The sequence below is a fragment of the Shewanella halifaxensis HAW-EB4 genome (assembly GCF_000019185.1).
GTDB lineage: Bacteria > Pseudomonadota > Gammaproteobacteria > Enterobacterales > Shewanellaceae > Shewanella > Shewanella halifaxensis.
The window spans coordinates 2,245,901-2,270,163 of sequence record NC_010334.1 but is presented as its reverse complement, the minus strand read 5'-3'; the positions used below and the strand labels follow the sequence as shown (position 1 = coordinate 2,270,163).

At 44.5% G+C, this 24,263-nt stretch carries 19 protein-coding genes and 3 tRNA genes; 3 read left to right on the top strand and 19 right to left on the bottom strand.

Going from position 1 to position 24,263, the window contains the following annotated elements:
- Positions 1 to 213: 213 nt before the first annotated feature.
- From katG to SHAL_RS09780, 3 genes are all read right to left on the bottom strand, one after another.
- Complete coding sequence (katG, locus tag SHAL_RS09790) at positions 214 to 2,370, bottom strand: catalase/peroxidase HPI (protein WP_012276985.1); 2,157 nt, start codon at positions 2,368 to 2,370, stop codon at positions 214 to 216.
- A 293-nt stretch (positions 2,371 to 2,663) separates the two neighbouring features.
- Positions 2,664 to 3,887 (bottom strand): anaerobic sulfatase maturase, encoded by a 1,224-nt coding sequence (locus SHAL_RS09785; protein WP_223296266.1) that lies wholly within the window; start codon positions 3,885 to 3,887, stop codon positions 2,664 to 2,666.
- A gap of 68 nt (positions 3,888 to 3,955) precedes the next feature.
- The gene (locus tag SHAL_RS09780; RefSeq protein ID WP_012276983.1) at positions 3,956 to 5,620 is read right to left on the bottom strand and encodes an arylsulfatase; all 1,665 of its coding nucleotides are present in this window, start codon (positions 5,618 to 5,620) and stop codon (positions 3,956 to 3,958) included.
- An 85-nt stretch (positions 5,621 to 5,705) separates the two neighbouring features.
- Between SHAL_RS09780 and SHAL_RS09775 the strand changes: the two genes are divergently transcribed.
- Complete coding sequence (locus SHAL_RS09775) at positions 5,706 to 6,257, top strand: LysR family transcriptional regulator (protein ID WP_012276982.1); 552 nt, start codon at positions 5,706 to 5,708, stop codon at positions 6,255 to 6,257.
- 17 nt (positions 6,258 to 6,274) lie between these two features.
- Positions 6,275 to 6,577 (top strand): hypothetical protein, encoded by a 303-nt coding sequence (locus SHAL_RS09770; protein WP_190273629.1) that lies wholly within the window; start codon positions 6,275 to 6,277, stop codon positions 6,575 to 6,577.
- A gap of 259 nt (positions 6,578 to 6,836) precedes the next feature.
- On the opposite strand, the gene SHAL_RS09765 is transcribed toward SHAL_RS09770, so the two are convergent.
- From SHAL_RS09765 to dnaQ, 14 genes are all read right to left on the bottom strand, one after another.
- Entirely contained in the window at positions 6,837 to 7,973 is a 1,137-nt protein-coding gene (locus SHAL_RS09765; RefSeq protein ID WP_223296265.1) for an iron-containing alcohol dehydrogenase, read from the bottom strand.
- A 559-nt stretch (positions 7,974 to 8,532) separates the two neighbouring features.
- Entirely contained in the window at positions 8,533 to 8,904 is a 372-nt protein-coding gene (locus tag SHAL_RS09760) for a hypothetical protein (protein WP_012276980.1), read from the bottom strand.
- Complete coding sequence (locus tag SHAL_RS09755) at positions 8,901 to 9,275, bottom strand: hypothetical protein (protein ID WP_012276979.1); 375 nt, start codon at positions 9,273 to 9,275, stop codon at positions 8,901 to 8,903. The genes SHAL_RS09760 and SHAL_RS09755 overlap by 4 nt, the downstream gene beginning before the upstream one ends.
- A gap of 628 nt (positions 9,276 to 9,903) precedes the next feature.
- Complete coding sequence (locus SHAL_RS09750; protein WP_012276978.1) at positions 9,904 to 11,196, bottom strand: serine/threonine transporter; 1,293 nt, start codon at positions 11,194 to 11,196, stop codon at positions 9,904 to 9,906.
- A 797-nt stretch (positions 11,197 to 11,993) separates the two neighbouring features.
- Complete coding sequence (locus SHAL_RS09745; protein WP_012276977.1) at positions 11,994 to 13,517, bottom strand: ISNCY-like element ISShha1 family transposase; 1,524 nt, start codon at positions 13,515 to 13,517, stop codon at positions 11,994 to 11,996.
- A 293-nt stretch (positions 13,518 to 13,810) separates the two neighbouring features.
- Complete coding sequence (locus SHAL_RS09740; protein ID WP_041416350.1) at positions 13,811 to 14,848, bottom strand: transposase; 1,038 nt, start codon at positions 14,846 to 14,848, stop codon at positions 13,811 to 13,813.
- A gap of 60 nt (positions 14,849 to 14,908) precedes the next feature.
- The gene (locus SHAL_RS23575; RefSeq protein ID WP_263053415.1) at positions 14,909 to 15,043 is read right to left on the bottom strand and encodes a hypothetical protein; all 135 of its coding nucleotides are present in this window, start codon (positions 15,041 to 15,043) and stop codon (positions 14,909 to 14,911) included.
- A gap of 79 nt (positions 15,044 to 15,122) precedes the next feature.
- Positions 15,123 to 16,220, bottom strand: coding sequence for a hypothetical protein (locus tag SHAL_RS09735; protein WP_223296264.1), 1,098 nt, complete (start codon positions 16,218 to 16,220; stop codon positions 15,123 to 15,125).
- Positions 16,221 to 16,844: 624 nt separating this feature from the next.
- Positions 16,845 to 18,704, bottom strand: coding sequence for a cation:proton antiporter (locus SHAL_RS09730; protein ID WP_012276974.1), 1,860 nt, complete (start codon positions 18,702 to 18,704; stop codon positions 16,845 to 16,847).
- Between the two features lie 497 nt (positions 18,705 to 19,201).
- Positions 19,202 to 19,278, bottom strand: a tRNA-Asp gene (locus SHAL_RS09725).
- Positions 19,279 to 19,358: 80 nt separating this feature from the next.
- Positions 19,359 to 19,435 (bottom strand) — tRNA-Asp (locus tag SHAL_RS09720).
- A gap of 83 nt (positions 19,436 to 19,518) precedes the next feature.
- Positions 19,519 to 19,595: transfer RNA gene (locus SHAL_RS09715), tRNA-Asp, on the bottom strand.
- Between the two features lie 123 nt (positions 19,596 to 19,718).
- The gene (locus SHAL_RS09710; protein ID WP_012276973.1) at positions 19,719 to 21,053 is read right to left on the bottom strand and encodes a TIGR03503 family protein; all 1,335 of its coding nucleotides are present in this window, start codon (positions 21,051 to 21,053) and stop codon (positions 19,719 to 19,721) included.
- A gap of 10 nt (positions 21,054 to 21,063) precedes the next feature.
- Complete coding sequence (gene dnaQ / locus SHAL_RS09705) at positions 21,064 to 21,792, bottom strand: DNA polymerase III subunit epsilon (protein WP_012276972.1); 729 nt, start codon at positions 21,790 to 21,792, stop codon at positions 21,064 to 21,066.
- A 73-nt stretch (positions 21,793 to 21,865) separates the two neighbouring features.
- On the opposite strand from dnaQ, the gene rnhA reads away from it, so the two are divergent.
- Complete coding sequence (gene rnhA, locus SHAL_RS09700) at positions 21,866 to 22,351, top strand: ribonuclease HI (RefSeq protein WP_012276971.1); 486 nt, start codon at positions 21,866 to 21,868, stop codon at positions 22,349 to 22,351.
- A gap of 111 nt (positions 22,352 to 22,462) precedes the next feature.
- Here the strand turns inward: rnhA and SHAL_RS09695 are convergent, their stop codons facing one another.
- Complete coding sequence (locus SHAL_RS09695) at positions 22,463 to 23,359, bottom strand: LysR substrate-binding domain-containing protein (protein ID WP_012276970.1); 897 nt, start codon at positions 23,357 to 23,359, stop codon at positions 22,463 to 22,465.
- A gap of 39 nt (positions 23,360 to 23,398) precedes the next feature.
- Positions 23,399 to 24,139 carry a class I SAM-dependent methyltransferase gene (locus SHAL_RS09690; RefSeq protein WP_012276969.1) on the bottom strand — a complete coding sequence of 247 codons (741 nt, stop codon included), beginning with the start codon at positions 24,137 to 24,139 and terminating at the stop codon, positions 23,399 to 23,401.
- Between the last annotated feature and the right edge of the window lie 124 nt (positions 24,140 to 24,263).

The window sequence follows — 24,263 nt, the reverse complement described above, 5'->3', positions numbered from 1 at the left end:
CGCATGAAGTCGCCACATGAATCTTTAAAGCACGCACTATTGAGTACACAAAGCAGGTTTACGCGAAGTCACTGACTATGAAAAAGCAAAAAGAGAGACCTAAGTTCACCACTTAGATCTCCATTTTATTTGAAACATTCTTGTTTATCACAAGTGATCGTCATCGCAGTGACAAATCAACCATCACACCAAATATGCTAGCCGTAAGCAGATTTAATCTAAATCAAAACGGTCTGAATTCATCACCTTAGCCCACGTAGTAACAAAATCCTCCACGAACTTTTGTTGATTATCATCTTGAGCGTACACCTCGGCGTAGGCCCGAAGAATTGAATTAGATCCAAACACAAGATCGACCCGGGTCGCCGTCCACTTAAGCTTTGCGGTTTCGCGGTCGCTGATCTCGTACAGGTTATTGCTAACAGGTTGCCATGTGTTATTCATGTCGGTCAGGTTTACAAAGAAATCGTTTGTCAGTGCGCCTTGGTGTTCGGTGAACGCGCCATGACTCTCGCCATTGTAGTTAGTACCCAACACGCGCATACCTCCGAGGAGTACGGTCATCTCTTGGGCAGTGAGTCCAAGCAACTGCGTTTGATCAAGCATCAACTCCTCTGCACTAACGGCGTAATCTTTCTTTAACCAATTACGATAACCATCATGAAGCGGCTCTAAAACATGGAAAGATTCAACATCGGTCATGTCAGCAGTGGCATCCCCGCGGCCCGGTGAAAACGGCACTTTTATAGCAAAACCTGCCGCTTTCGCGGCCTGCTCAACAGCAAGATTACCCGCAAGCACAATGACATCTGCCACACTGACACCACTTTTAGCAGCGATGGGTTCAAGTACGGCGAGTACTCTATTGAGTCTTTCTGGCTCGTTAGCTTGCCAGTCTCTTTGTGGAGCCAAACGGATCCTTGCCCCATTAGCACCACCGCGAAGATCGGAACCACGGAAGGTTCTTGCACTGTCCCAAGCAGTGGTGACCATATCGCTAACACTCAAACTACTTGCCGCGATTTGTGCCTTAACCGCCTCGACATCATAATCACTGCGCCCTTTAGGCACTGGATCTTGCCAAAGTAGATCAACAGCTGGCACATCTGGGCCTATATACCTTGTTTTCGGTCCCATATCACGGTGGGTCAGCTTAAACCATGTTCTAGCAAACACATCTGAAAAGTATTCAGGGTCCTTGTCGAAACGTGCAGAAATTATCTGGTAATCGGGATCCAACTTCATCGCCATATCTGCATCGGTCATAATGGGATTGTAGCGCTGAGTCAGATCCTCAACATCGACCGGCTTGTCTTCTTCTTTAATGTTGATAGGCTCCCACTGCCAAGCTCCTGCAGGGCTTTTATTAAGCTGCCACTCATGATTAAGTAATAGCGTAAAATAGCCGTTATCCCACTGGGTCGGATGTGTTGTCCACGCGCCCTCAAGGCCACTCGATACCGTGTCACGGCCTATGCCACGTTGGCTTTTGTTTATCCAGCCCAAGCCTTGATCTTCGACATCAGCCCCTTCAGGGACAGGACCTAGCAGCTCAGCATCTCCGTTACCGTGGCACTTACCCACGGTATGACCACCAGCGGTTAGCGCTACGGTTTCTTCATCGTTCATCGCCATACGCTCAAAGGTTACGCGAACATCATTGGCGGTTTTAAGTGGGTCAGGATGACCATCAACCCCTTCAGGGTTAACATAGATAAGCCCCATCATCACGGAAGCTAATGGGTTTTCGAGATCGCGCTCGCCAGAGTATCGACTCCCTTCGCTGCCGCTTGGAGCTAACCATTCTTTTTCTGCTCCCCAGTAAATATCCTTTTCAGGGTGCCAGATATCTTCACGACCGAAGGCAAAACCAAAGGTTTTAAGGCCCATTGATTCATAAGCTATGGTCCCCGCATAAGCAATCAAATCAGCCCAGCTCAGCTTGTTTCCATACTTCTTTTTAAGGGGCCAAAGTAGGCGACGAGCCTTATCTAAATTGACATTGTCTGGCCAGGAGTTAAGCGGCGCAAAACGCTGGTTGCCCCTACCGGCACCGCCTCGGCCATCTGCCGTACGGTAAGTTCCCGCAGCATGCCAAGACAAACGGATCATTAGCCCGCCATAATGCCCCCAATCTGCAGGCCACCATGGCTGACTATCTGTCATCAGCGCGTGAAGATCTTTTTTAAGTGCCTCTACATCTAATAATTTGACCTGTTCACGATAGTTAAAGCCCGCTCCCATTGGGTTAGTTTTACTGTCGTGCTGATGCAAGATATCGAGGTTAAGCGCCTTAGGCCACCACTCCATATTCGACATACTTATTTCAGTGGCGCCGCCATGCATCACAGGGCATTTCTTGTTAGCCATAAATATTCTCCATCGTCTAATTAACCCTATCCAAACGGGTAAAGCGCAGTATATTGAACCGTTAAGTTAACTAGTGTAGTTGTTTATTCAGAGTTTTCGAAAATGCCAACATAGAAACCTATAACCGATGACGGTTAAACTAAAAGAAGAGAAGATAAGAGGAGTAAAATTATTTAGAGCGGCTCAACTATTCTTATCAGTTACCTGACACACTTAATGTAAGACTAAGACATCAGCTCATTTTTAATGGAGCTTAGAAGCAGATAAAGCTGCTAACTGCACTAGAGGTGCTGTTAGCGCACCTTTGCTAGTTTTGCTTTATAGGCTCCTTTGGATACAGATAACCCCTTACTTTTGATAAGCTTTGCTAAGCGTTCATCAATATAACTGTAAAACATATACCAGCCCTGACATAAGAAATTATGTCCTATGTTACCCGCTTTATCGGTGGCAATTCTGTTTTTAGGGCATTCGCCATAACAGGCAAACAAATAGTCACAGCGCTGACACTGTGGCGTCAGTGTTGTGGATTTTCCTCTACCAAAATCTTCCTGTTTTTTGGAAAAAGCCATCTCATCTAATTGATGATCGTTTATATTTCCCAGCTTATAATCTGGGTAGACAAAGTGATCACAACTATAGACATCACCATTAAGCTCCATTGCTAATCCCTTGCCACACAAAGGGGCATGAGTACATATTGGTGACGTCATCCCGAGCCATATCTGGAACATGGCTTCAAAATAGATGACATTCTCTTTACCGATATCATTTTCGTACCATTCGTCAAAGACGGTGCAGAGGAACTGCCCCCACTGCTGCGCAGAGACGGACCAAGAGGTCACATTGGTCGCGGCATTAGCCCCCACCACCTTCACATCGATGAGTGCTTGTGTCGAAGATTCAGCTGTAAAGCTGCTGTGCTCTACGATAGGGATAAACTGGATCTGCGGCGATTGCAACACATCTCGCAGAAACTGATAAATCTCTAGTGCATATTGCGCCGAGTGGTTATTAATACATGTCAGAGTCGCAAAGGGCACTTGATGTTTTTGCAGCAACAATACTGAGCGATAGACTTGTTCAAAACTGCCCTTACCTGCTTTATTCACCCGATAATAGTCATGTATTGCTTTTGGCCCATCAATGCTCAATCCCACAATAAATCGATTTTCTTTAAGAAACTGACACCATTTATCATTAAGCAATACGCCATTGGTCTGCAAGTCATTGAGTATTACGCTACCTTGCGGGCAATATTTTTGTTGCAGCTCTACAACTTTTTTGAAGTAATCAATGCCGAGTAATGTGGGCTCACCGCCTTGCCAGGTAAACAATATCTCAGGCGCATTGTGTGCTTGTATGTATTGCTTAATGAACTGCTCTAACGAGGCGTAGTTCATTTTAAACTCCCCTCGATAGTCAAGCAGATCGCTTTTACTTAAGTAATAACAGTACGTGCAATCTAAATTGCATGCTGCGCCAACAGGCTTAACCATCACGTGTAGCTTTTTCATTGCTTTATTCAAATGCTGCATCAGAACCTCAAGAATAGTTGGGCATCCTTGCCCTTAATCATTATTTATTATTTTCCAATAACACCAACACGCTCCGCATACTTATCCCATTCTTGCGTAAGTTGCTGCAGTTTTTGTGGATACTGTTTGGATAGATCGTTCGTTTCTCCTGGATCGTTTACAAGATTAAACAATTTCCATTGACCATCACCGTATGGCTTTGGGATCATCGCGGCTTTAAAGTCTCCTAATCTCGTCCATCTGCCAAACCTCATTTCGCCACTGGTGACATCACTGTCGCTATGAACCGACTCTTTTTTCCCCTCAAGCATTTGGCGCATTGATTTACCCTGCATATCTATCACATCACGCCCATTAAAGGTGTCAGGATGTTTTGCATTGGCATAATCGAGCAGCGTTGGCATAAGATCAGTCACATAAGCGAAACTACCGTTAATATCATCGCGCTTGTTTATGCCTGGGCCAGAGATCAGCAAGGGAACTCTAATGCCTCCCTCACTGACAGTCATTTTAAAGCGGTCCAAAGGACCGTTGCTTGCAGAAGCCCATCCCGCGCCATAGGCATAATGTGACATCGGTTGGCCAATATTTTCTAAGCTATTGTCAAACTGAGCTAAAAATGAACTGCCTCTGTTCCCCGGATACTCTTCTGAGAACCATGGGTTAGCGCCGTTATCACTCATGAAAACAAAAATGGTATTATCATATTCATTGATGTCTTTCAGAAAACGCTGTAATCGGCCAACGTTGTAGTCCATGTTGGAGATCATGCCAGCGTATGTTTCCATCGCTTTAGTTTCTATCATTTTTTGCTCTTTGGAGAGCTGCTTCCATGGCGTAACAACGGGGTGCATCTCTGGCTCTGGGGCGTCCTGACTAATTAGCCCAAGCTTTTTACTATTTTTGATACGCTGCGCTTTTAATACTTCATATCCTGAATCATAAACCCCTTCATACTCACTCAACCAAGGTTCAGGCGCGTGCAAAGGATCATGTGGTGCTGTAAATGCCAAGTATCCAAAGAAGGGCTTGTTATTGCGCTTACCTTCTCGGATATAGGTCATTAACTCATCGGTATAGGCCGTTGTGGAATAAAAACTTCTTGGTAGCTCAGTTAATTGCTTGTTGTCACGAACATACGTCGATGTTTCCTGTATTTCAGCCAACAAACCTGTCATATCAGACCAATGACTCCCCCCGGCTTCAAGTGTGCTAAATGAGCGTTCAAACCCACGCGCATACGGCCAGTTTGTTTGCTGATGACCCAAATGCCATTTACCTGCCATGTAAGTGTTATAATTGTTGTTCTTTAATACCTCAGACAAAGTGACAACATCTTTGTTTATATAGCCTTCGTAGCCAGGCTGTCCCCTTTGGGCCTCGGTCAATAGCTCACTCATATTTCCCATACCCGCTTGATGGTTATCCACGCCAGTTAGCAACATGGTGCGGGTCGGTGAGCAGCTTACTGATGCATGAAAGTCGGTAAACTGAATACCTTCATGGGCTATCAGATCAATATTTGGTGTCTGTATTTCGCTGCCATAACGACTTAAGTCGGTCCAACCTAAGTCATCTGCAACAATGAGGATAATATTGGGGGGTTCTTGAGCGTCGATAGTCTCGTTGTGATCTTTCGCGTACGCCATCATTGGATTTGACGCGATAGTACATACGGACAACAGCGTTAACATGATTTTGTTGAGTTTCATAACCTGAATTTCTATCTTATTTTAGAATGGGCTAAGTTATGTTACCTTGAATATTTGGACTATTAGGAAAGGAACACTTGAACATATGGAAAGAGAGATTGATCTGAATTTATTGAAAATGCTCGTCCTCTTGAATAAATATCGTAATATGAAGCTCGTTGGCAGAAAACTAGGCAAGACAGAAAGTGCAATAAGCAAGAGTCTATCAAGGCTTAGGGAGCACACTAACGATAAACTGTTTGTGCGTGGCGCAGCCGGACTTGAACCGACGGAGTTCACATCCAGCCTCATTCCAAAAATCACTCAGGCGTTAGATCTAATTGATGACGCGTTTTTAAGCACCCAGTTTGATCCAAAGGAATATAAAAAGCCCATCACAATCGCACTGAATGGCATTACATTTGAGTCAAATGGAACTGAAATTTACCAAAAAGTACACTCAAGCTTTCCTAATGCAGAAATTCGATTGCAGTCCTGGAGTAACAGCACCAAAGAGTTAATCATTGAAGGCGAAATAGATATAGGTATACAACTGTTTGACGCGAGTCTCAATCAATCTATCAGCAAATATTGTATAGAGATGAAATTGGATTTGTGGTGCACCAATCTCATGGAAAACCTAAGTGGAGTGAAGTGATCCAATGGCCGCTCGAGATGATCCGGCTCAGAGGATGGAATGAAAATGTATTCTTACAATTAGAAACGCTCAAACAGAAAGGAATATCGATTAATCTCAGATCTTACGTTGATAGTGCTTCGGTAGGCTTTGATATTTTGCGTCAAAATAAAGCCGCCTGTATCACAGGGCTAAAACAGCTACCAGCTGATTTTTACTTCATACCTATCCCTGCTGAATATCAACTAGAGATTGCAATGGTTGCATGTTACCCACAAAGAAAACGTGATTCTCCCCTAACGCAATTTCTGACTCATTTAATCAAAAACATTATTGAATGACCAAAGGGCAATAGCGTTAGCAAACTAGAGAGGAGCCATAATCAATAACAACATGGCATATAAACAGGCTTATACTGGTTAGGCTCACTCATGGCATCATCACTGCGTCATACAATTATAGGTGTCTACAGCCCATAGGCACCCAAATATTCCGCTCAATACGATTCCAGCCCTTGTTCAAAGTAGAAGTGCACCACTCATTTAAATATCGGTTTCAAAAGGTGTCTTGTCATTAGCCACGGCAGATAGCAGATAGGTGTTACACCACTAGCATCTGCCTGATAAGCGCCTCACACTGAAGCTGATCCATATATTTGGGCACCGGATAGTTAAAATGCGCCTCCTTCAGCGCCGCCCTAGCTAACTCTGGCACATCTTCAACCTTAAGGGTATCGAGCTGCGAAGCGATGCCATACTCATTGAGCATCCCCTGAATATGCTCGATAAATACCTGCGCCAGCTCCTCATCACTATCACAGTCCTTACCAAGACCGCAGATGCGTGAGAGTTCGGCCAGACGGGGCACTATCTCCTCCTTTGAATAATCGAGAACATAGGGCAAGACGATGGCATTGGCCAGACCGTGTGGGGTGCCATATTTAGCCCCCAGATTATGAGAGATAGCGTGCACATAACCTAGGCTTGCCTTGGTAAACGCCAGACCTGCGTAATAAGAGGCCATCGCCATATTGTGCCGCGCCTCGATATCGCTGCCATCCATAACCACTTTCGATAAGTTCTGCATGATAAGGCGCGTCGCCGCTATCGCGTAGGCATCGGTATCGGCTGAAGCGTTCATAGAGATAAACGCCTCGACGGCATGAGTCAGTGCATCCATCCCCGTTGCACTCGTCACATGAGGCGGCAAACCCGTCATTAACGACGCATCCAGCGAAGCCATCATAGGCACAAGCTTTGGATCGATAAGTGGTGTCTTCTTATGAGTCAAGGGGTCGGAAACCACTGCGGCGATAGTCACCTCTGATCCCGTCCCCGCCGTTGTCGGTATGGCAAACAGCGGCGCAGGCGCTCTCCATACCCGAAATAGGCCGGTGAGCTTCTCTATCTTTCGATGGTTATTCACTCTTGCGGCGATCACTTTTGCGGCATCAATCGGCGAGCCCCCGCCGACGGCCAAAATGGAATCGCAACGATGACGATTATAGAGGGCTAAGCCGGACTCTACCTGGGTATAGGTAGGATCGGGCAGCACACCATCATAGATGACATATTCAACATTACTGTCCGTTAGGCGGCTTTGAATTGCATCTAAAAGCCCCAACTTAATCAAAACGCTGTCGGTGACAATAAGTACCCTCTTCATCCCCATATGTGCCATGGCATCACACAGTTCTAATGATGAACCCTCGCCGGTAAAAAGGGTTGGCTTCGGCATGGGGATTATCTTGGCCGCCAGCTTCAACGCCTTCATATAACCCTTGTACGCCAAAACCTGAAGCGGAAAAAGCCTACTTTTAGTATTGTGTTCCATGGCAAATGTCCCTTGTATCACTCTGTCTATGTTTATGTCTGTCTATGCTTATGCCTGTCTATATTTATGTCTGTCTATATTTATGTCTGGGGGGTAATCCATTACATCTCTTTGGTCAAGGTAGAAGAGATACCAAAAACTCGATTGGTTTCAATGAACATCAAAGATGGTCACTCTATTTGTAGAATAACGACTCTAACAGGTTAGCAGCAATTGAGAAGAGAAATCGAGCGATGGAAACAAGCGGTTTGCAGTGCGATTTGCTGTGCAGTTTGAAGAGAATCAAGCAACATATGGAGCCGTAGCAGCAAGAGACTCATGGTATGAAGCCTATCGAGAAAAACCGCGTCCTTGCGGTTAAAAACGTTCCTTGACCCTGTTCGTCGTTGGTGCCCATAGCCACTAGGTTAGATGCTGCGCCAAGCAGAGCTTGCATTCAAGCTGGTGTAACTAAGCCACTGGCTCAGTTATTATCGTTAGCAATTGCGGTTGCAGCGCCAATAATCGCCCCGCCAACCAATACACCGGTCAGGAAATTATCATTGTTATTTTGCCATCGGTCATGGCGGTTATCATGCAGAGCATGACGGATTTCGCGGCGTGCTTCGCGTTTTTCTCTGGCGACCTCTCGATAACCCTCACGAATTTCACGTTTGGCACATTTGCGGGTCTTGCAACGTAAAACTTCACGGGCAGCTTCGCGCTTTTCGCGATTGACTTCGCGGACCCCCTCACGGATCTCTTTGCGTACTTCATAGCGGCCAGCATTGGCATCAAAGCTCCCGAGACCGGTTACCAGCAATACCGTCAAGGCGAGTGTTAGTCCTTGTTTCATTTCTCGCCTCTCGTATCTTGGTGAAATGCTGCGGCTCGTTTTTCAAAATTTGCCAACGCTTCAGTACACTCCTGCACATTAAGTTCAATATTAGTGCCGTATCCAAAGCTAGCGGCATAGAGAAACGCTCGGTCGCCCCCCAGAGTGCGACTGATTTCGCTATTGATATTCATAGCCTCGGTTTCTAATTGTGCGCGTTGGTCTGCGGCCACACAACCAAGCGCTAAGCCTGTCTGATAGCCGAAATTCTTCAGTCCTGTATCAATTTGCTCTTCTTTTAATAAAATATCCTGCTGAGGTTCGTCAGCCAAGACTGGTGTTGCCAATACAGTTATTGCAGCGAGTAATAATATATTTGAGGTGCGATGCATAAATTTCTCCATATCCCCAACCTTTGTCCAATTATACTTGTGGTGAAGTTTAGCACTGCACAACAAGTGAGTAAGTTTCAGTGATTATTTGCTGATGGCGCTAGTAGGCCTGTGTGAAGATGAACGGAAGCTGAATGCAGTTCGCAGCTTGGGCGCTGAAAAAACGGCAAGTTTTCTCTCTGTTTGCTTGTTGTCGCGGCAACCACATAAGGAGCCTGTTGCTCGGAAAATACTGACTGACAGTCCGTATTTAATTGCAACGCTTGTAATAGCTCCACACGAAGCCACTAATAATCAATAAGATAGGCAGCATTGCCGTAACAACTAATAGTTCACTGAACAAGGTGCCTCTTAGGTTCAGCAAGGTGTTCCCTGTCAGAGACAAAAGTGCAACTGAGAGTTAAAGTAAGACTAAATCATCGGGAAAATTGTGATGTTCTATAGATTTTAAGCAATCTAACTGACTGTTTTATAAGCTTGATAAGCTCGGCTATTTTCTTTTAACAGGAAGGTCTGCACTATCGACTTAAAAAGTACAGCTTAAAATGAACAGGCTCGGCCAGTGAGCAGAAGGCGAAAAAGCAGGAAGAGAGAGCAAAAACCAATGGCTCTTGCCCTCTTCGTCGTTTTACTGCACCAATGAATAGAAGATTGCCGAGATTGATACCAATCCGATAATCACCACAAAAACATTGCTTATGGCACCCGAGTATTGCTTCATCGCCGGCACTTTCATGATGGCGTACATCGGCATAATAAACAGCAGCAGCGCGATGATTGGTCCACCTAGGCTTTCAATCATTCCCAAAATATTCGGGTTGATTGTGGCTACGGCCCACGTGGTCAATAGCATAAAACCTGCGGTAACACGGTTCAGAGTGACAAGATTAACCTCTTTTCCCTTGCCGCGTGCAGCCTTGATGATTAAACCATTAAAGCCTTCACTCGCCCCGATATAGTGGCCAAAGAATGACTTAGTGATAGCGATGATCGCAACAATTGGCGCGACATAGGCGATAATCGGCGTATCAAAATGGTTTGCCAGATACGTTAATATCGACACATTTTGCGCTTTCGCCTCTGCTAAATTGGCTGGAGATAAACTAAATACGCAACTAAATACGAAAAACATCACAGTGACAACCATAAGGATATGGCTGAACGCTAAGATCCGTGAACACTGTTTGTCGGCATTTTCACCGTGAGCTTTCCTACGATCGACCGCAAAGGAGGAGATAACCGGAGAGTGATTAAATGAAAATACCATCACAGGCAGTATTAACCACAATGCCATTAAGATAGTGCTTATTCCTCCATCTGCTGGCATCACATTGTTAAATATTGACGTGTTCCAGTAAGGAATTAGGTAAACGGAAAGCAGCAAGAGGACGGCAACGAATGGGAAAACCAGCACACTCATCGCTTTGATAATTAACTGCTCACCTAAGCGAACCACGGCGATCAAACCAATAATCAAGATTAAGGCTAATGTGGCGCGGTTAGGCGGTGCTATATTCAGCTGATGTTGCATAAAGCTTTCGACAGTATTGGTAAGCGCAACACTGTAGACAAGCAAAATCGGGTAGATAGCAAAGAAGTAGAGTAAGGTGATAACCTTGCCCATACCGACGCCAAAATGCTCCTCTACCACTTCGGTGATCCCAGCTTCTGGATTTGAACCCGATAACACAAAACGGGTCAATCCACGATGAGCGAAGAAGGTCATTGGCAGTGCCAGCAGTGCCATGATAATGAGAGGGATCAAGCCACCTTGAGCCGCATTAATTGGCAGGAAAAGGGTGCCAGCCCCCACGGCCGTACCATAGAGCCCTAATACCCATAGAGTATCGCTCTTGCTCCAGCTTGATTTGACCTTGACTTGTGCCGAGGCATTTTCAGTTTTGTTAATTACAGAGTCCATAATGGACATCTCCTTAAATCGGCTCTTATATGACCTTTTAAGGGTTCTGTTTACATAGCTTAATCGCATCACATAGCCAGATCGCCACATCATATAGGCGCCGAAAATGTCGCCCGCAGCGATATAAACAACGCAATGCAGGGAGTTTGATTTAAAAATGCGAATGAAAAACTAGCGGAACCCCATAAAGGCCGCGCAGTATAGGGGAGCGATTTGAGGAGGAATGTGATTTCGAACAAACTTATTTAGGTTTTGCGAATCAAAGAGCCTGATCGTTGTTTTTTCGACCGACTGAAGAGACATTTACCTGCTACTCACGTAAATCTCGGCGTGCCATAGCTAATCACGCCTCAAGAAGAGTCGGACTCTACCTCATCAACAGAGCTCTGTTGCTTGCTATAAACATCGAGTTGACTCACTTACTTTTGGACAAAAGTTTGTTGGTACGTGAAGCACGTGTGCATCTAAAGTAAAGCCAAATCAATCAAACTTCGTTTGATAGCAAAGCCCACACTGATTCGATATATTTTTAGCTCGAGGGTAATAATTAGCAAAAGTGGTTCCGATTGCCTGCGGCAGGCGTATGTGCAGACACTTCTGAGACTCGCTGCAAGCACGTCCATGTGAGCTCAACGAAAACATCCCTGTTTTCGACGGTCTCAGCCGCATCTACACTGAGTTAGAAAGGCATAATCTTTGCTACTTGAAGTTATGACTAAAGCTGTGATTACCGAGGGAGCCTGACGGAATAAAAGCCAAGCGACTTTGTCGTTCACTATATAGTCTAGCCTATCATGCTAGATTTCCTTATTTAGGGATGCAGCTCGTGTAACTCGAAGCTCTCTGGTATTCATCACCTCACGCTTCCAGATATTTCGGATCGTGGCACTGCTTACTGTGATGTTGTGATCCCTTTTAAGCTCAGTCATTAGTTGGAGGGAAGTACGATATGGATTGTTGAGTGTCAGCTCGACGATTTTCTCTTCTGTCACCTGAGGAATGCGATTTTTGTTTCTTTTTAAGGGCTTGTTGATACGTTTAAGCCCCAGCACACCCTCTTCTTCCAGCACCTTTTGATAGGTATAGATACTTTGCCGAGAGCACCCCGCAACTTGAGCAGCTTTGGTCACGCTACCCAAGGTTTGGGCTAGCTCGACCACATCCAACTTACGCTGAACCTCCATTCCGAACTCAGAGCCTCTTGGTGGTTCTTCTAGCTCTGTTATATGAAGTTTTCTATGGCCAAAATAAACCGAAAATGTCCCATCAAACTGACAGCGAATTTCAAGCTTTTGATTGACGATAGAATATCGGATTGGCGAGTCAATAACGTACATCTTGTTGTTATAACTAAAGGTATGGTCTCGTCGTACCTTCCGATATTCCTTGTACACACAGATAGTATCTAAGTCGATATGCTCAGGAACGGCTTTGAAGGCTGACAACTTACTTTTCGCTTTCACGGTTATTTTCTGTTGCCAATATATGGGGATAAACACCTTCTGAAGATACTCATTCGCACTGTGCATGTCGGTAATATTGTGAAGCCTAAGCTCAGGAACCAGTCGGTCTTGGAACGTATCAAAAGAGCGTTCAACTCGACCTTTTCCTTGTGGAGAATTGGCGAAGATTATTTCGATCCCTAACTCCTCACAAGCACGTTGCATCTGAGAGAAGTGACAGCGCTTGGGACCACCAAAAATGCCTGCTCGGTCGACGTAAAGCGTCTTAAAAAGTCCTCGCTTCTCGATATAAGCCTTCATGACTTTCATGCAACCTTCCGTCGTTTCTGAAGGGTAAAACTCAGCATGGATATCACTCGTTGCGTCATCGATAATGGCAATCAAACACGATCGACTATCACCAAACCAACGATGAGGGCTACCATCCATTTGCAGCATTAGCCCAGGTGATTCCATACGCTCTCTGTACTTTCTTACTTGACTGCGCCGACGTTTGGCTCGTTTAACATGTTTAATCTCGTGAGCCCAACCTCGCAATGTTTCACGCTTAATGCTCAGTCCTTCATTTTCAGCGAGCAATTCGGCAAGGTGCTGTAAATTGAAGTCGTAATACTTGGTTTGAATGAGGTGTAGCACCTGTTTTTTCAATGACTCAGGCGTTCTATTGATGGGTACACGACCTTTATTACCATGCACGATAAAGCGGATCCCTTCAGCCCGATAACGACTGAGGTAACGTTCTATTGTTCGACGGGATTTATTGAGGAGCTGAGAGGCACTGTTGATGCTGATCTTACCTTGGGTGACTTTGGCGATCACATCAACGATAAGTTGAGAGCGAGAATCCATGATGATCATCCTTAATAACCCCTGAATAGTAATTAAAACTATTAAAGGATTATGTATAAAAATGGATCCGTCATTTTCCCTTGGTAATTAGCAAACCGACAAAATCGGTTGGTAGTTAAGATACGACATAATCGCTTGGTGATCACAAAGTTATGACTAAAGCCCTAACTCATTATTGGACAGAAATCATTTAGAGTATTAGGTCTAATCAACCTAGCATTGATTAGAAAAGTTTCTTGATTTATTCAGAACCCTTAATTCGATCCGACTTTTCTATCCCTTTTAGCCAATGCGATTCAGGGCTATGGGTGCAATGCATTGCTATAGGATTTTCCTTTACACCACTTTCCGCTTTGATGCTGCCTTTTAAACTCACACATCGCATCCCAACGACCACTAATACCACTGTATTGACGCCGAAATGCTTTGGCTGAAGTTATCCACGCATCAGCAGGTATGCCAAGTTCATTGAGCAGCTTAGGTTGGCTTGAGTCGATATAACCTGTTTTATTCGGTCTGATAGCCCTACCAGTCCAATCGATAAGCTCCAGATAATCACAGAAATGAAATGGAATACCTGATGGAGCCTCTGATTGAGTGGCAAGGTGGCTTGAACCATCAAATAGGGCGAGGGGTTTTAATGGCTCTTCAGTTGAACGTTCAGAGAGGTTTACTGATGATTCCGAGCCTGTTTTGGCGGTGTTAAGTTCAGTAATACGCTCTTGAATTGAAGTAAAGTCAGAAGTTTGTACCGTACCGGCAATCCCCGCTCTAATAGGGTTTAAATCCACATACATCATGCAGGCTAACAGTGCTTGTTCATCAAGTAGCGCCTGAGATTTGAAACGTCCCTCCCAGAAAGCCCCTTTACACTCATCTTCGCGATTAGCCCTGCGGGCAATGTCTTCATTAAGACACCTCATAAACCAAGAGATACTCGATAAACGCTCGTGCCACTCTGTAAGTAAACCATCGAGGAGTAAACGTTCACCTTCAATCAAGGTATTGCCATTCAAATACTTAGTCGCTACAGCATGCCCCTTAGTGATCTGACACCACCGGGTAATGATTTCACGGTTACTCAATGGCTTAGCTTTATCGATGTCAATCTTAAGGACTAAATGGTAGTGGTTATTCATTACTGCATAGGCGCAGATATCAATACAAAAAATGTTTGAAAGCGCTTTGATTTTATCGACAATCCAACCTCGTCTATGCTCAAAACTTTTCCCCGTGACTTTATCTTCACCGCAGAGATAAGCTCTTCTTACGCAGCGGTTTATGATGTGATAGAAAGGCGTTGTTTCAGCATCGATTAGAGTTCTTCTTGCGGAAGTAATGAGCAGCATCCTTAACTAAGCAGTGCAAATCAGATAACTAAAAGCCTAGTAGAGGATGGTCTAAAGTACAAAAAGATATGGCTGTCCTATCTTTTTAGCTGTCCTATCTTTTTCTAATGTTTGAAGAAGCCACAATGCGGAGCCAATCCTCCTTAAAATATCATCTAAACGTTCTGATTTAATGGTATCTTTCATACTATATCCTTATGTGATTTACGGCATGACTTAAAAGCAGTGATGGCATTCACTTATGATATGCTATCCATAATGAGTTTCAATTTAAGCAATAGTTGCCCATCACTGTCTGACACCTTAAGTTGATACTTATTGAACGATACTTCATTGATACGTTTAAGATAGAATTCAAACAGTGGATCTTCATAACGGCGTTGTCTAAGCACGCATGAGTAGAACTTAGGTAGTTCATAATTGAGAGTGCTTTCGATGCTAGATGTTGGATGTTGGATGTTGGATTTAGCAAATCATCGTGGTGTAAGTCCACAATATTTACCTCTTGTAAGTTTTGCCGTAATTCTTCTATGAGAGGCTCTAGGCTATTCTTAAACTTCAACACTTCTTCTGCTAACTCGGCTTCACTAAGATGAGTGCTTAGCAATAAAGCCAACTCTTCTAGAGTGCTCCGATAATAGTCATTATTAAATCTTGATTCATTTTCCTTCAGTAAAATATCTATGGATTCACGCATATCTCTACAGTAAGCAATAGGGGTCAGCGCAAGCTCCTGTTTGCAAAATTCATATTGTCTTTCGATTTCCAACGAAATGTTGTCAAGGTATTCATAACGCGATTGAAGAAAGGCAACAAGTTCCTTGATGTTTAATCCAAGCACGATGTCGTCCTTATTGGGATCGTTACTATAAAGTCTAACCTCAAGGTCATTGCTGCTTTTTGTAAACCCTTCATAAGGCCAACTTGCAAATCGTTTCTCTTTTCCTTCTCCATTGAGGTTTACTGGATGCGCCCCAAAACATGCTCGGACTTCTTTGAAATAATCACTATCGTCTTTATCGAAGATCCGTTCGTTGAAGATGAGTTTTTCTCCTTTAAACGGCAGAAGTTCAGTGAAATGACCAAAAAAAACACGATGCAGCTGCATCACCGCCTCATTAACAATATCAATAGAGCTTATTAAAGAATAAATTTGCATGACTCTAATATCAATATTGGAGTCTAAGGCTGGAAAGCTATGTAAATTTCGAACAGCTACAGAAATCCAGTCCATACTAGAGCATATAAGGTTCCATTGATTTTTTCCTTGCTTGTTTGCGTACGCTTTCAAGACGAATCGATTGTTATCATTAACTAAATCTCTGAAAGCAGTAATTTTTTTATCATCAATATCAGCCAACATATACATTCCTATCACAAGTACAGCGAGGTGAATTTCATTTTGCTGTTCATTATGTTCAGTGTGTAAAAAATAACTAGCTATCCGACTGTTTATCTAGTTGGATAACTCATTGAGTGAGATGGTACATCTTTCTGAACGGTCCGTCCGTGGTATCTACTGGCATTAAGGAATGTAGGCCAAAGGAAAGAATGGTTACGTTATCAATTAGGAGGTTGAAACTCATTTTGGGGCATTTTCAAGTTAGAAACCAAACCTCTCAGCCGAATGAGTACACCAATTATCAAGTGTAGATACGGCTGAAGCCGTCGAAAACATGGATGTTTTCGTTGAGCCTACATGGACGTACTCGAGGCGTGCTTCAGCAGTGTCTGCACATACCCCGCTGGAGGCGATTAGCAACCATGGAACAAAAATGCTGAACACACTTCCCCGTAGCTTCAGATCAAAGTAAATGTAATCAGCCTTCATTCGAAGGCTAACCAACTTTGGGGCATTTTCAATTTATAGACTTAACCGCTGAGCCCAAAATTGAAGAAAGAAACAATCAAGTGTGGACACGGCAATATCTACACATGCGATCGTTCCTTCACATCTGCCCATAGGGAAGCAAGCATCCGAAAATGTTTAACTAACCATTCCATCCTTACCGTCAGTAACAGTGCTAGCCTCGTCAAGGGGGTCACTCGTGAGTTCCAACTTAACCGCATCGGCAGGAATTAAACTGATCAGCTCTACTCCAGTTAAAAGTTCAGGAACGACGCTACCACTAATGACTCTGACCTTGCCCTCTTGCAGATAAATAAGTGGGATCGCAGCTTGTGCATATTGCTCCATAAACATGGCGTAATTAAAGCTCTCGGTCAGGCGGGTACTTTTTATCGTTGCGCCTTTTGCCATCAAGCTGGCGAGTTTTGAGTACGAAGCTGCATCACCAAACAGACAGAGACGTTTCAAATAAGACTCTGACAACTGGTGCCTGGCGCTGGAGGTTTCGCCATTATTAAGTCCATACACTTTTTCCTCGCCAAACACGTCCTGGAAATAAAAACTCACTAATGGATTGAGTTGACGATAAGGCGACATCACCAAGACTCGGCCAATCCCTGCCATATCCATATGGTTTTCTGCATGCTCGGAGGCCGGATTACCAAAATATACGGGGATGTTATCCATTCTGGCTAGACGAATATTGTCCCAGTTATTATCGGCAAGCAGCACAGTCACGCCTTTTGATTGCAGGGTTTTAGCAAGCGCTCGCGGGAACTTAGAGGCACCAAAAATAAGTAAGCCCTGAGACGAGTCGGCGGTGACGCCGAGTATTTTGGCCCACTTACCTGCGGTTAAGCTTTGGATCACTACTGTGCCGATAATAATCAAGAACACCAGTGGCACGATGAGCTCGGCGCCTTTAATACCGCTCGCTTCAAGCTTTATGGCAAATAAAGACGATACCGCTGCAGCCACAATACCTCTCGGTGCTACCCAGCTTAAAAACCACTTATCACCACTTGAGAGCGAGGTACCAACACCACAGCACCAGATACTCAATGGCCGTGCAATTAACATGACGACAGCTAACAGTGCTAGCCCTTCCCAACCTAGGCTTAAAAGCGCATCGGCATTGAGTCTTGCCGCAAGTAAAATAAACAGCGCTGAAATCAATAATACGGTAAGGGTCTCTTTAAACTCCAAAATATCGGCGATATCGACACCCTTCATATTCGCCAGCCACACTCCCATCACAGTGACAGACAGTAAGCCCGCCTCTTCCTGTAACAAGTTTGAGCCAACAAACACCGCTAGCATTAATGTCAACACCGCGGTATTACGCAGATAATGGGGCAGTAGATTATTACGCAGCACTAAGCCCACTAAATAGCCGCTCAATACACCTAAGCCTAAACCAACGGCTAACATGACACTTAATGCGTGCAGAACATGAGTGGTGGGATCGGCGGCAACGGCAATATACTCAAACACTAACACCGCAAGCAGCGCACCGATAGGGTCGATGACTATCCCCTCCCAGCGCAGAATACTGGCCAGCTCGGTTTTAGGCCGTACGCTTCTGAGCATAGGCACAATTACCGTTGGACCCGTTACCACCACTAACGCACCAAATAGCAAGGCCATTGGCCATTCAAAATCCAGTAGAGAAAAGGTAGCGAGCGTAATACAGGCCCAGGTGATCACCGTGCCTAAGGTCACGAGCCTAGTCACCATGGCGCCATGCTCTTTTATCTCTTTAAAGTTAAGAGTTAATGCCCCTTCAAATAAGATCACCGCGACGCCGAGTGAAATAATCGGAAATAACAGATCACCAAATATGGCATCAGGATCCAAGAAGCCGAGTCCTGGCCCAAGCAATAGACCACACAGGAGTAGAGGAAGAATAGCGGGCAGTCTCAGCTTCCAGCCTATCCACTGACAAAACAATGATAAAACACCTAGCAAAGCAAGCATCGCAGTGATCTGCTCTAGCATAGCCTATTTCCTTATCTGCTCATTTCTAGCGAAATCTTGGTTTGTTAAAAGAAACGTCCAAGTGTAAAAACTATAGCCAAACATGAGTAAAATACGATAACGCTAAGAAAAGTAAATCAATATTATCGTTAAATAATCCGGATGGATAAGAATTCAGCAAGTGCTAGGTGCTAGGTGCTAGGTGCTAGGTGCTAGGTGCTAGGTGCTAGGTGCTAGGTGCTAGGTGCTAGGTGCTAGGTGCTAGGTGCTAGGTGCTAGGTGCTAGGTGCTAGGTGCTAGGTGCTAGGTGCTAGGTAAATAGAGAAGCAAACAAGATTTCAGTTTAAAACCATTAAAAATAGAAAAGTGATAAACAAAAAAGTGGTGTGTTAACACTAGGAATACTGCCGACCCTGTTACCTCGGCGTGACGGAGTTATTCAATAAAAAGCTATTTACTTTAAAAATCGTAAAACGAAAAAAGCCCCTACATTGCTGTAGAGGCTTTCGTCTTTGTGTTGGCGGAGCGGACGGGACTCGAACCCGCGACCCCCGGCGTGACAGGCCGGTATTCTAACCAACTGAACTACCGCTCCTAAACTTTTTTAGGAATCAATTAACTTGATTTCTAACGTTATTGCTATGTCACTAACAATAACGGGACTTACTACTAAATTGGCGGAGCGGACGGGACTCGAACCCGCGACCCCCGGCGTGACAGGCCGGTATTCTAACCAACTGAACTACCGCTCCAAAACTTTACTAGAAATCAATCATGTTGATTTCCAATGTTATTCGTTATGTCACTAACAAATAACTTAAATTTAGCACTTGATTGGCGGAGCGGACGGGACTCGAACCCGCGACCCCCGGCGTGACAGGCCGGTATTCTAACCAACTGAACTACCGCTCCTCATCAAGTGCGGTGAATAATACGTAGAGAGAGGTAGTCCGTCAATAAGTTTTTTATCAGATCGTCACTGACTAGTCGAAAAACGAACAATTCGATTTATTCTTCGACATTTAGGTGACGAAACTACGTTTTCCCAGCCTGACTATCCGTATCTTCCGGCATGGTTAAATCGATTTGATCCAGTTCTAGCAGCATCTTCTCCTGACGGACCTCAGTTTCTAAGCGTGCTTCAGTTGCCGCCAACGCCTTTTTGAGATTACTGCGTTTACGAATGAACAATAAAATCAATATCCCCACCACGATCAATACAATATTGATCGACACGATGAGAAAAATGGCTTGCTCTTTCGCTTGCAGCTCTTGCTGTTTGGCTATCGCCTCGGCTCTTGCAGCAAGCTCCTCTGCACTCGGTGGCGGCTCTGGTGGCTGAATAAGATTAAAAAACAGCTCTGGCAAGCTTAAGTAGATCTCTCTTCCGTTAACTGTGGTACTCACTGCACTGAGCTTTAAATGATAACTACCGAAATCCATTACCTTAGGTAGCACAAAGCGGTTGCTGGCCTCTTTAAAATCGGCGATCGTTACCGGGATCATCTTGCCTGTCGGCCCATTTATTTCGGCTTCAAGATGGGTTTGTTCCAATTTAAGCAGTTCATCGTTCAGCTTAATATCTAAAGTCCAGATCCCGCTTTCAGGATTATCAGGCGTCAATAACTCTACTTCGATTGGCCGCGGGGATAATCTAAATGGCTCGGTATATTCACGTTCGAGCACCGCATTGTTAGCACGAACTTGAAGAGTGTAACCTCCCCATGGCTGCTCTAAGTTTAAATCACTGGTAAAGATCCCATCATCTGGACGTTCATCCAGCGCTTCGCCATTGTCTCTATAAGCACCGACTATAAGTGTGCCTGCGGCATAGTTTTCATCGGCTGAGTTGCTATCACTGACAAACCGAGCAGTCCAGTTCATCATAAAATCGAGGCCCGGCAAGCGCACTTTTTGCTCATCACCCAATAACCTGGCGGTGAGTTTGAGTCGTTCTCCTTGAAACAGTGGCTGCGGAATAGGATCAACATCAATAGAAAGCTTCGACACCTTATCAATCACGGAGCCTTCAACCACTTGGCCGATCAGTTGCCACGGACCCGGCATTGGCTGGTTAATGGTGATCATGTCACCTGTTAAGCCTTCCATCCAAGTGACTTTATCTTCAGGATGGCGGTTAACGTACCATTTACTGCCATCAGGGCGCACGATAACCACAGGGGCACTGCCGTACTCTCTATGTATGAGTAGCGTCACAGACTCAACCATATGATCGAGTCTAAATCGATTTTTTAACTCAGAGGCATGAGAAGAGAGCACGACATCAGCCAAGGCTGCGCTGCTCACTAAAAAATAACAAATTAAGAAAACCGTTAGAGATTTAACTCTTCTAATCATAGAGAGACTCATAAAATGACGTTTATCCGCGCCAGAGGCATTGTCCTGATTTTGCGACTAAGTCGAGCCGCTCTTCGTGTCTTATCAGTTCATCGGCCGATGCCGCGATCACTTTAAGTTTTGATCTATCCGCACTTAGGCGATGAATACCACCGCCCTCTTGTCCTGCTTTTTCACTTGAAAGGTTAAATTTCGTTTGACCACCTGTCATCAACAGGTATACGTCAGCCAAAATCTCGGCATCGAGTAAAGCGCCGTGGAGATCACGGGCCGAGTTATCGATACCATAACGCTTACACAAGGCGTCCAAGTTATTCTTTTGGCCAGGGTGTAAATGTTTAGCGATTGCGAGCGAATCTAGGATCTGACAGATATCAGCCGTCTTTGGCCCCCGCGGCTGCAACATCGAAAATTCATGATCCATAAAGCTAACGTCGAAGTTAGCGTTATGTGCCACGATCTCTGCGCCATCGATAAACTCAATAAAGCTTTGTGCAATTTCATGAAACTTTGGTTTATCCGCCACAAACTCATTGGTTATACCGTGAACGGCAATCGCTTCTTCATCAATCGGCTGTTGCGGATTAATGTACTCATGATAATGGCGGCCCGTTAAACGGCGGTTTATTACTTCGACACAACCAATTTCAATGATCCTATGGCCCAAATAAATTGGACCGCTCGATTGGTTCATACCTGTGGTTTCGGTATCGAGAATAATTTGTCGCTTCGCGCTTGAAACAATATTCATATGAATTTATGCATTTCTCAGTTAAATTTTTTGGGTATACTCGCCCAGCAATTATAGCTATGGTAGCAACTTGATGACTGGACTGAAACAGATCTCTATCTATACCGATGGTTCTTGCCTCGGAAATCCTGGCCCTGGCGGTTATGGCATCGTTTTAAAGTATAAAAAGCAAACAAAAGAGCTCGCTGATGGTTTTGCCCTCACCACTAACAATCGTATGGAGCTATTGGCCCCGATTGTCGCTCTGGAAGTGTTGAAAGTCCCCTGCCAAGTGATCTTAACCAGCGACAGTCAATATATGCGCCAAGGGATCACCCAGTGGATCCACGGTTGGAAGCGTAAAGGTTGGCTCACCTCTGCGGGTCAACCAGTAAAAAATGTCGACTTATGGAAACGTCTGGACACGGTATCACAACGTCATCAAATTGACTGGCGTTGGGTTAAAGGCCACGCAGGGCATACAGAAAATGAGCGTTGTGACGACCTTGCACGCCAAGCTGCCGAAGCTAAACCCTCACAAGAAGATAGCGGTTATATTAATCAGCAGGCTCAAGCCTAATCCCCTCGGGTATAGCACTCTCAAGGGCTAATAGATGACAAGCTCGACGTCACTCATTAGCCTAGTACTTCTTAATAGCTTAACAAGCTACCAAGGTAAGCTGTAAACCGGTTAGCAATCAGTATTTAAAAAGCCTCGACAAAAATCAATAAAGGCTAAGCCTAATGGATTAAAGTTACGGCTTTTATGATGGATACGATAAAACTTACGCTCTAATGTTAAACCTTCCACTTCGATAAGTGCTAACTCTTTGCGAATGATATCTTCTTCAAGCGTTAATTCCGATAACACACCAAGTCCAGCGCCTTGCTTTACTGCTTGCTTGATTGCATCTGGCGTTGAGAAGCAAAACTTTTCTTGAGGTTGCATATCAAGCGCATTAGCAGCACTGACAAAACATTCTCGAGTGCCTGAGCCTTCCTCTCGCATAACCCAAGGCATATTATATAATTCACGTGGAGCAACTCGTTTCCCTGCTAGTGGGTGCGCCGGGTGACAAAAGACGAGTAACTTGTCTTTATGCCAGGCTTCAACAGCAATACGGCTATCAAGGCACTGACTTTCGATAAAGCCCATTTCACTTCGAAACTCCAGCACAGCATTAATCACCGCCTGACTGTTATCGATATGAACATTAACTAATGTATTGGTATGTTGCTGACAAAATGCTACCGCACTCCTCGCCAATAGATAATTACCGATCGTCGAACTGGCGCTAACATTCAGGTTACCGCCTAACTCTGCCCCTGCCGGCGAAAATGTATGTTCAATTTGATTAATTTTTTGCAGCGCTTCAGTGGCTAAGGGTAACAGTAAGCTGCCCTGAGAGTTTAAGCGTAAGCGATTACCGAACCGCTCAAATAGGCGGGTATCAAACTGTTTCTCTAGCTCAGACAGTGCCATCGATGCTGCTGGAGATGACAAATTGACCATCTCAGCAGCTTTTGCAACTTGTCCACTTCGAGCAACCGCTTCAAAAATGGCCAACTGTTTTAATGTTATACGCATCAAGACTCTTTAATATTAATTTGAAGGTGATTAATTCTTTTACTTACTGTGGTGAGTGTTAGACGCATGGCCCGCGCGTCCGGCACTGGGCGCTGTAGACCAATTACGCTGCTTAACTTTACGTCTTGCTTGTATAGGCGTTAATGGTGTTTCTAATTTTTTAGCCACTAGGACATAAATACTGCCGATACTGGGTAACCAAGACTTAAGCGCATGAGACCAAATATTATTAATCTTTGCTTCTGTTAGCAGATGATGGTGCAATAAACGTTCATCGGCGACCACTTGATAACCTAGCAACCCTAGCCAGTCTTTTACCCGTGATGGCATAAAGAAGCGTCCATTCCAAGGGATCTCTTGCTGGTGTTTAGGCAACATTTTTCCGACAAACATCGGACTCAGAGGGTTAAAGCCTGTAATAACTAAATGCCCTCCCGAAATAAGCACCCTATCGACCTCCCGAAGTAAACGATAAGGGTCTGCCTCAAACTCTAAAATAAAGTTCATCACTACGGCATCGATACTAATATTTTGTATCGGCAAATGACTATAGTCGCCTTCAATGCTCGCCTGCGGCTGATCAAATAAAGAATATTGCTTACTGATCCCCACCCCTATCTTGTCTATTTTATGGCTCAAAGGGCCAAGGTTTAGCATGTAATAACCAAAAATTCTTGGCCACCAAGGAGATAATGCCTGCTCGACACTTTGACGAATGACAGGGCCATTGGGAAGTTCTGACCAATGATAAGGCTTTAACGGTAATTCAGACTGTGACAAATCGACCTCCAAAAACACTCTTGCTTACTTTAATAACGAAAGCGGTATACAAGCAACAGCTTTGGTCAGTAAACTTGTTTAAACGCTCAAATAAATTAGATAGAGCGGTTAACTTCTTTAAATA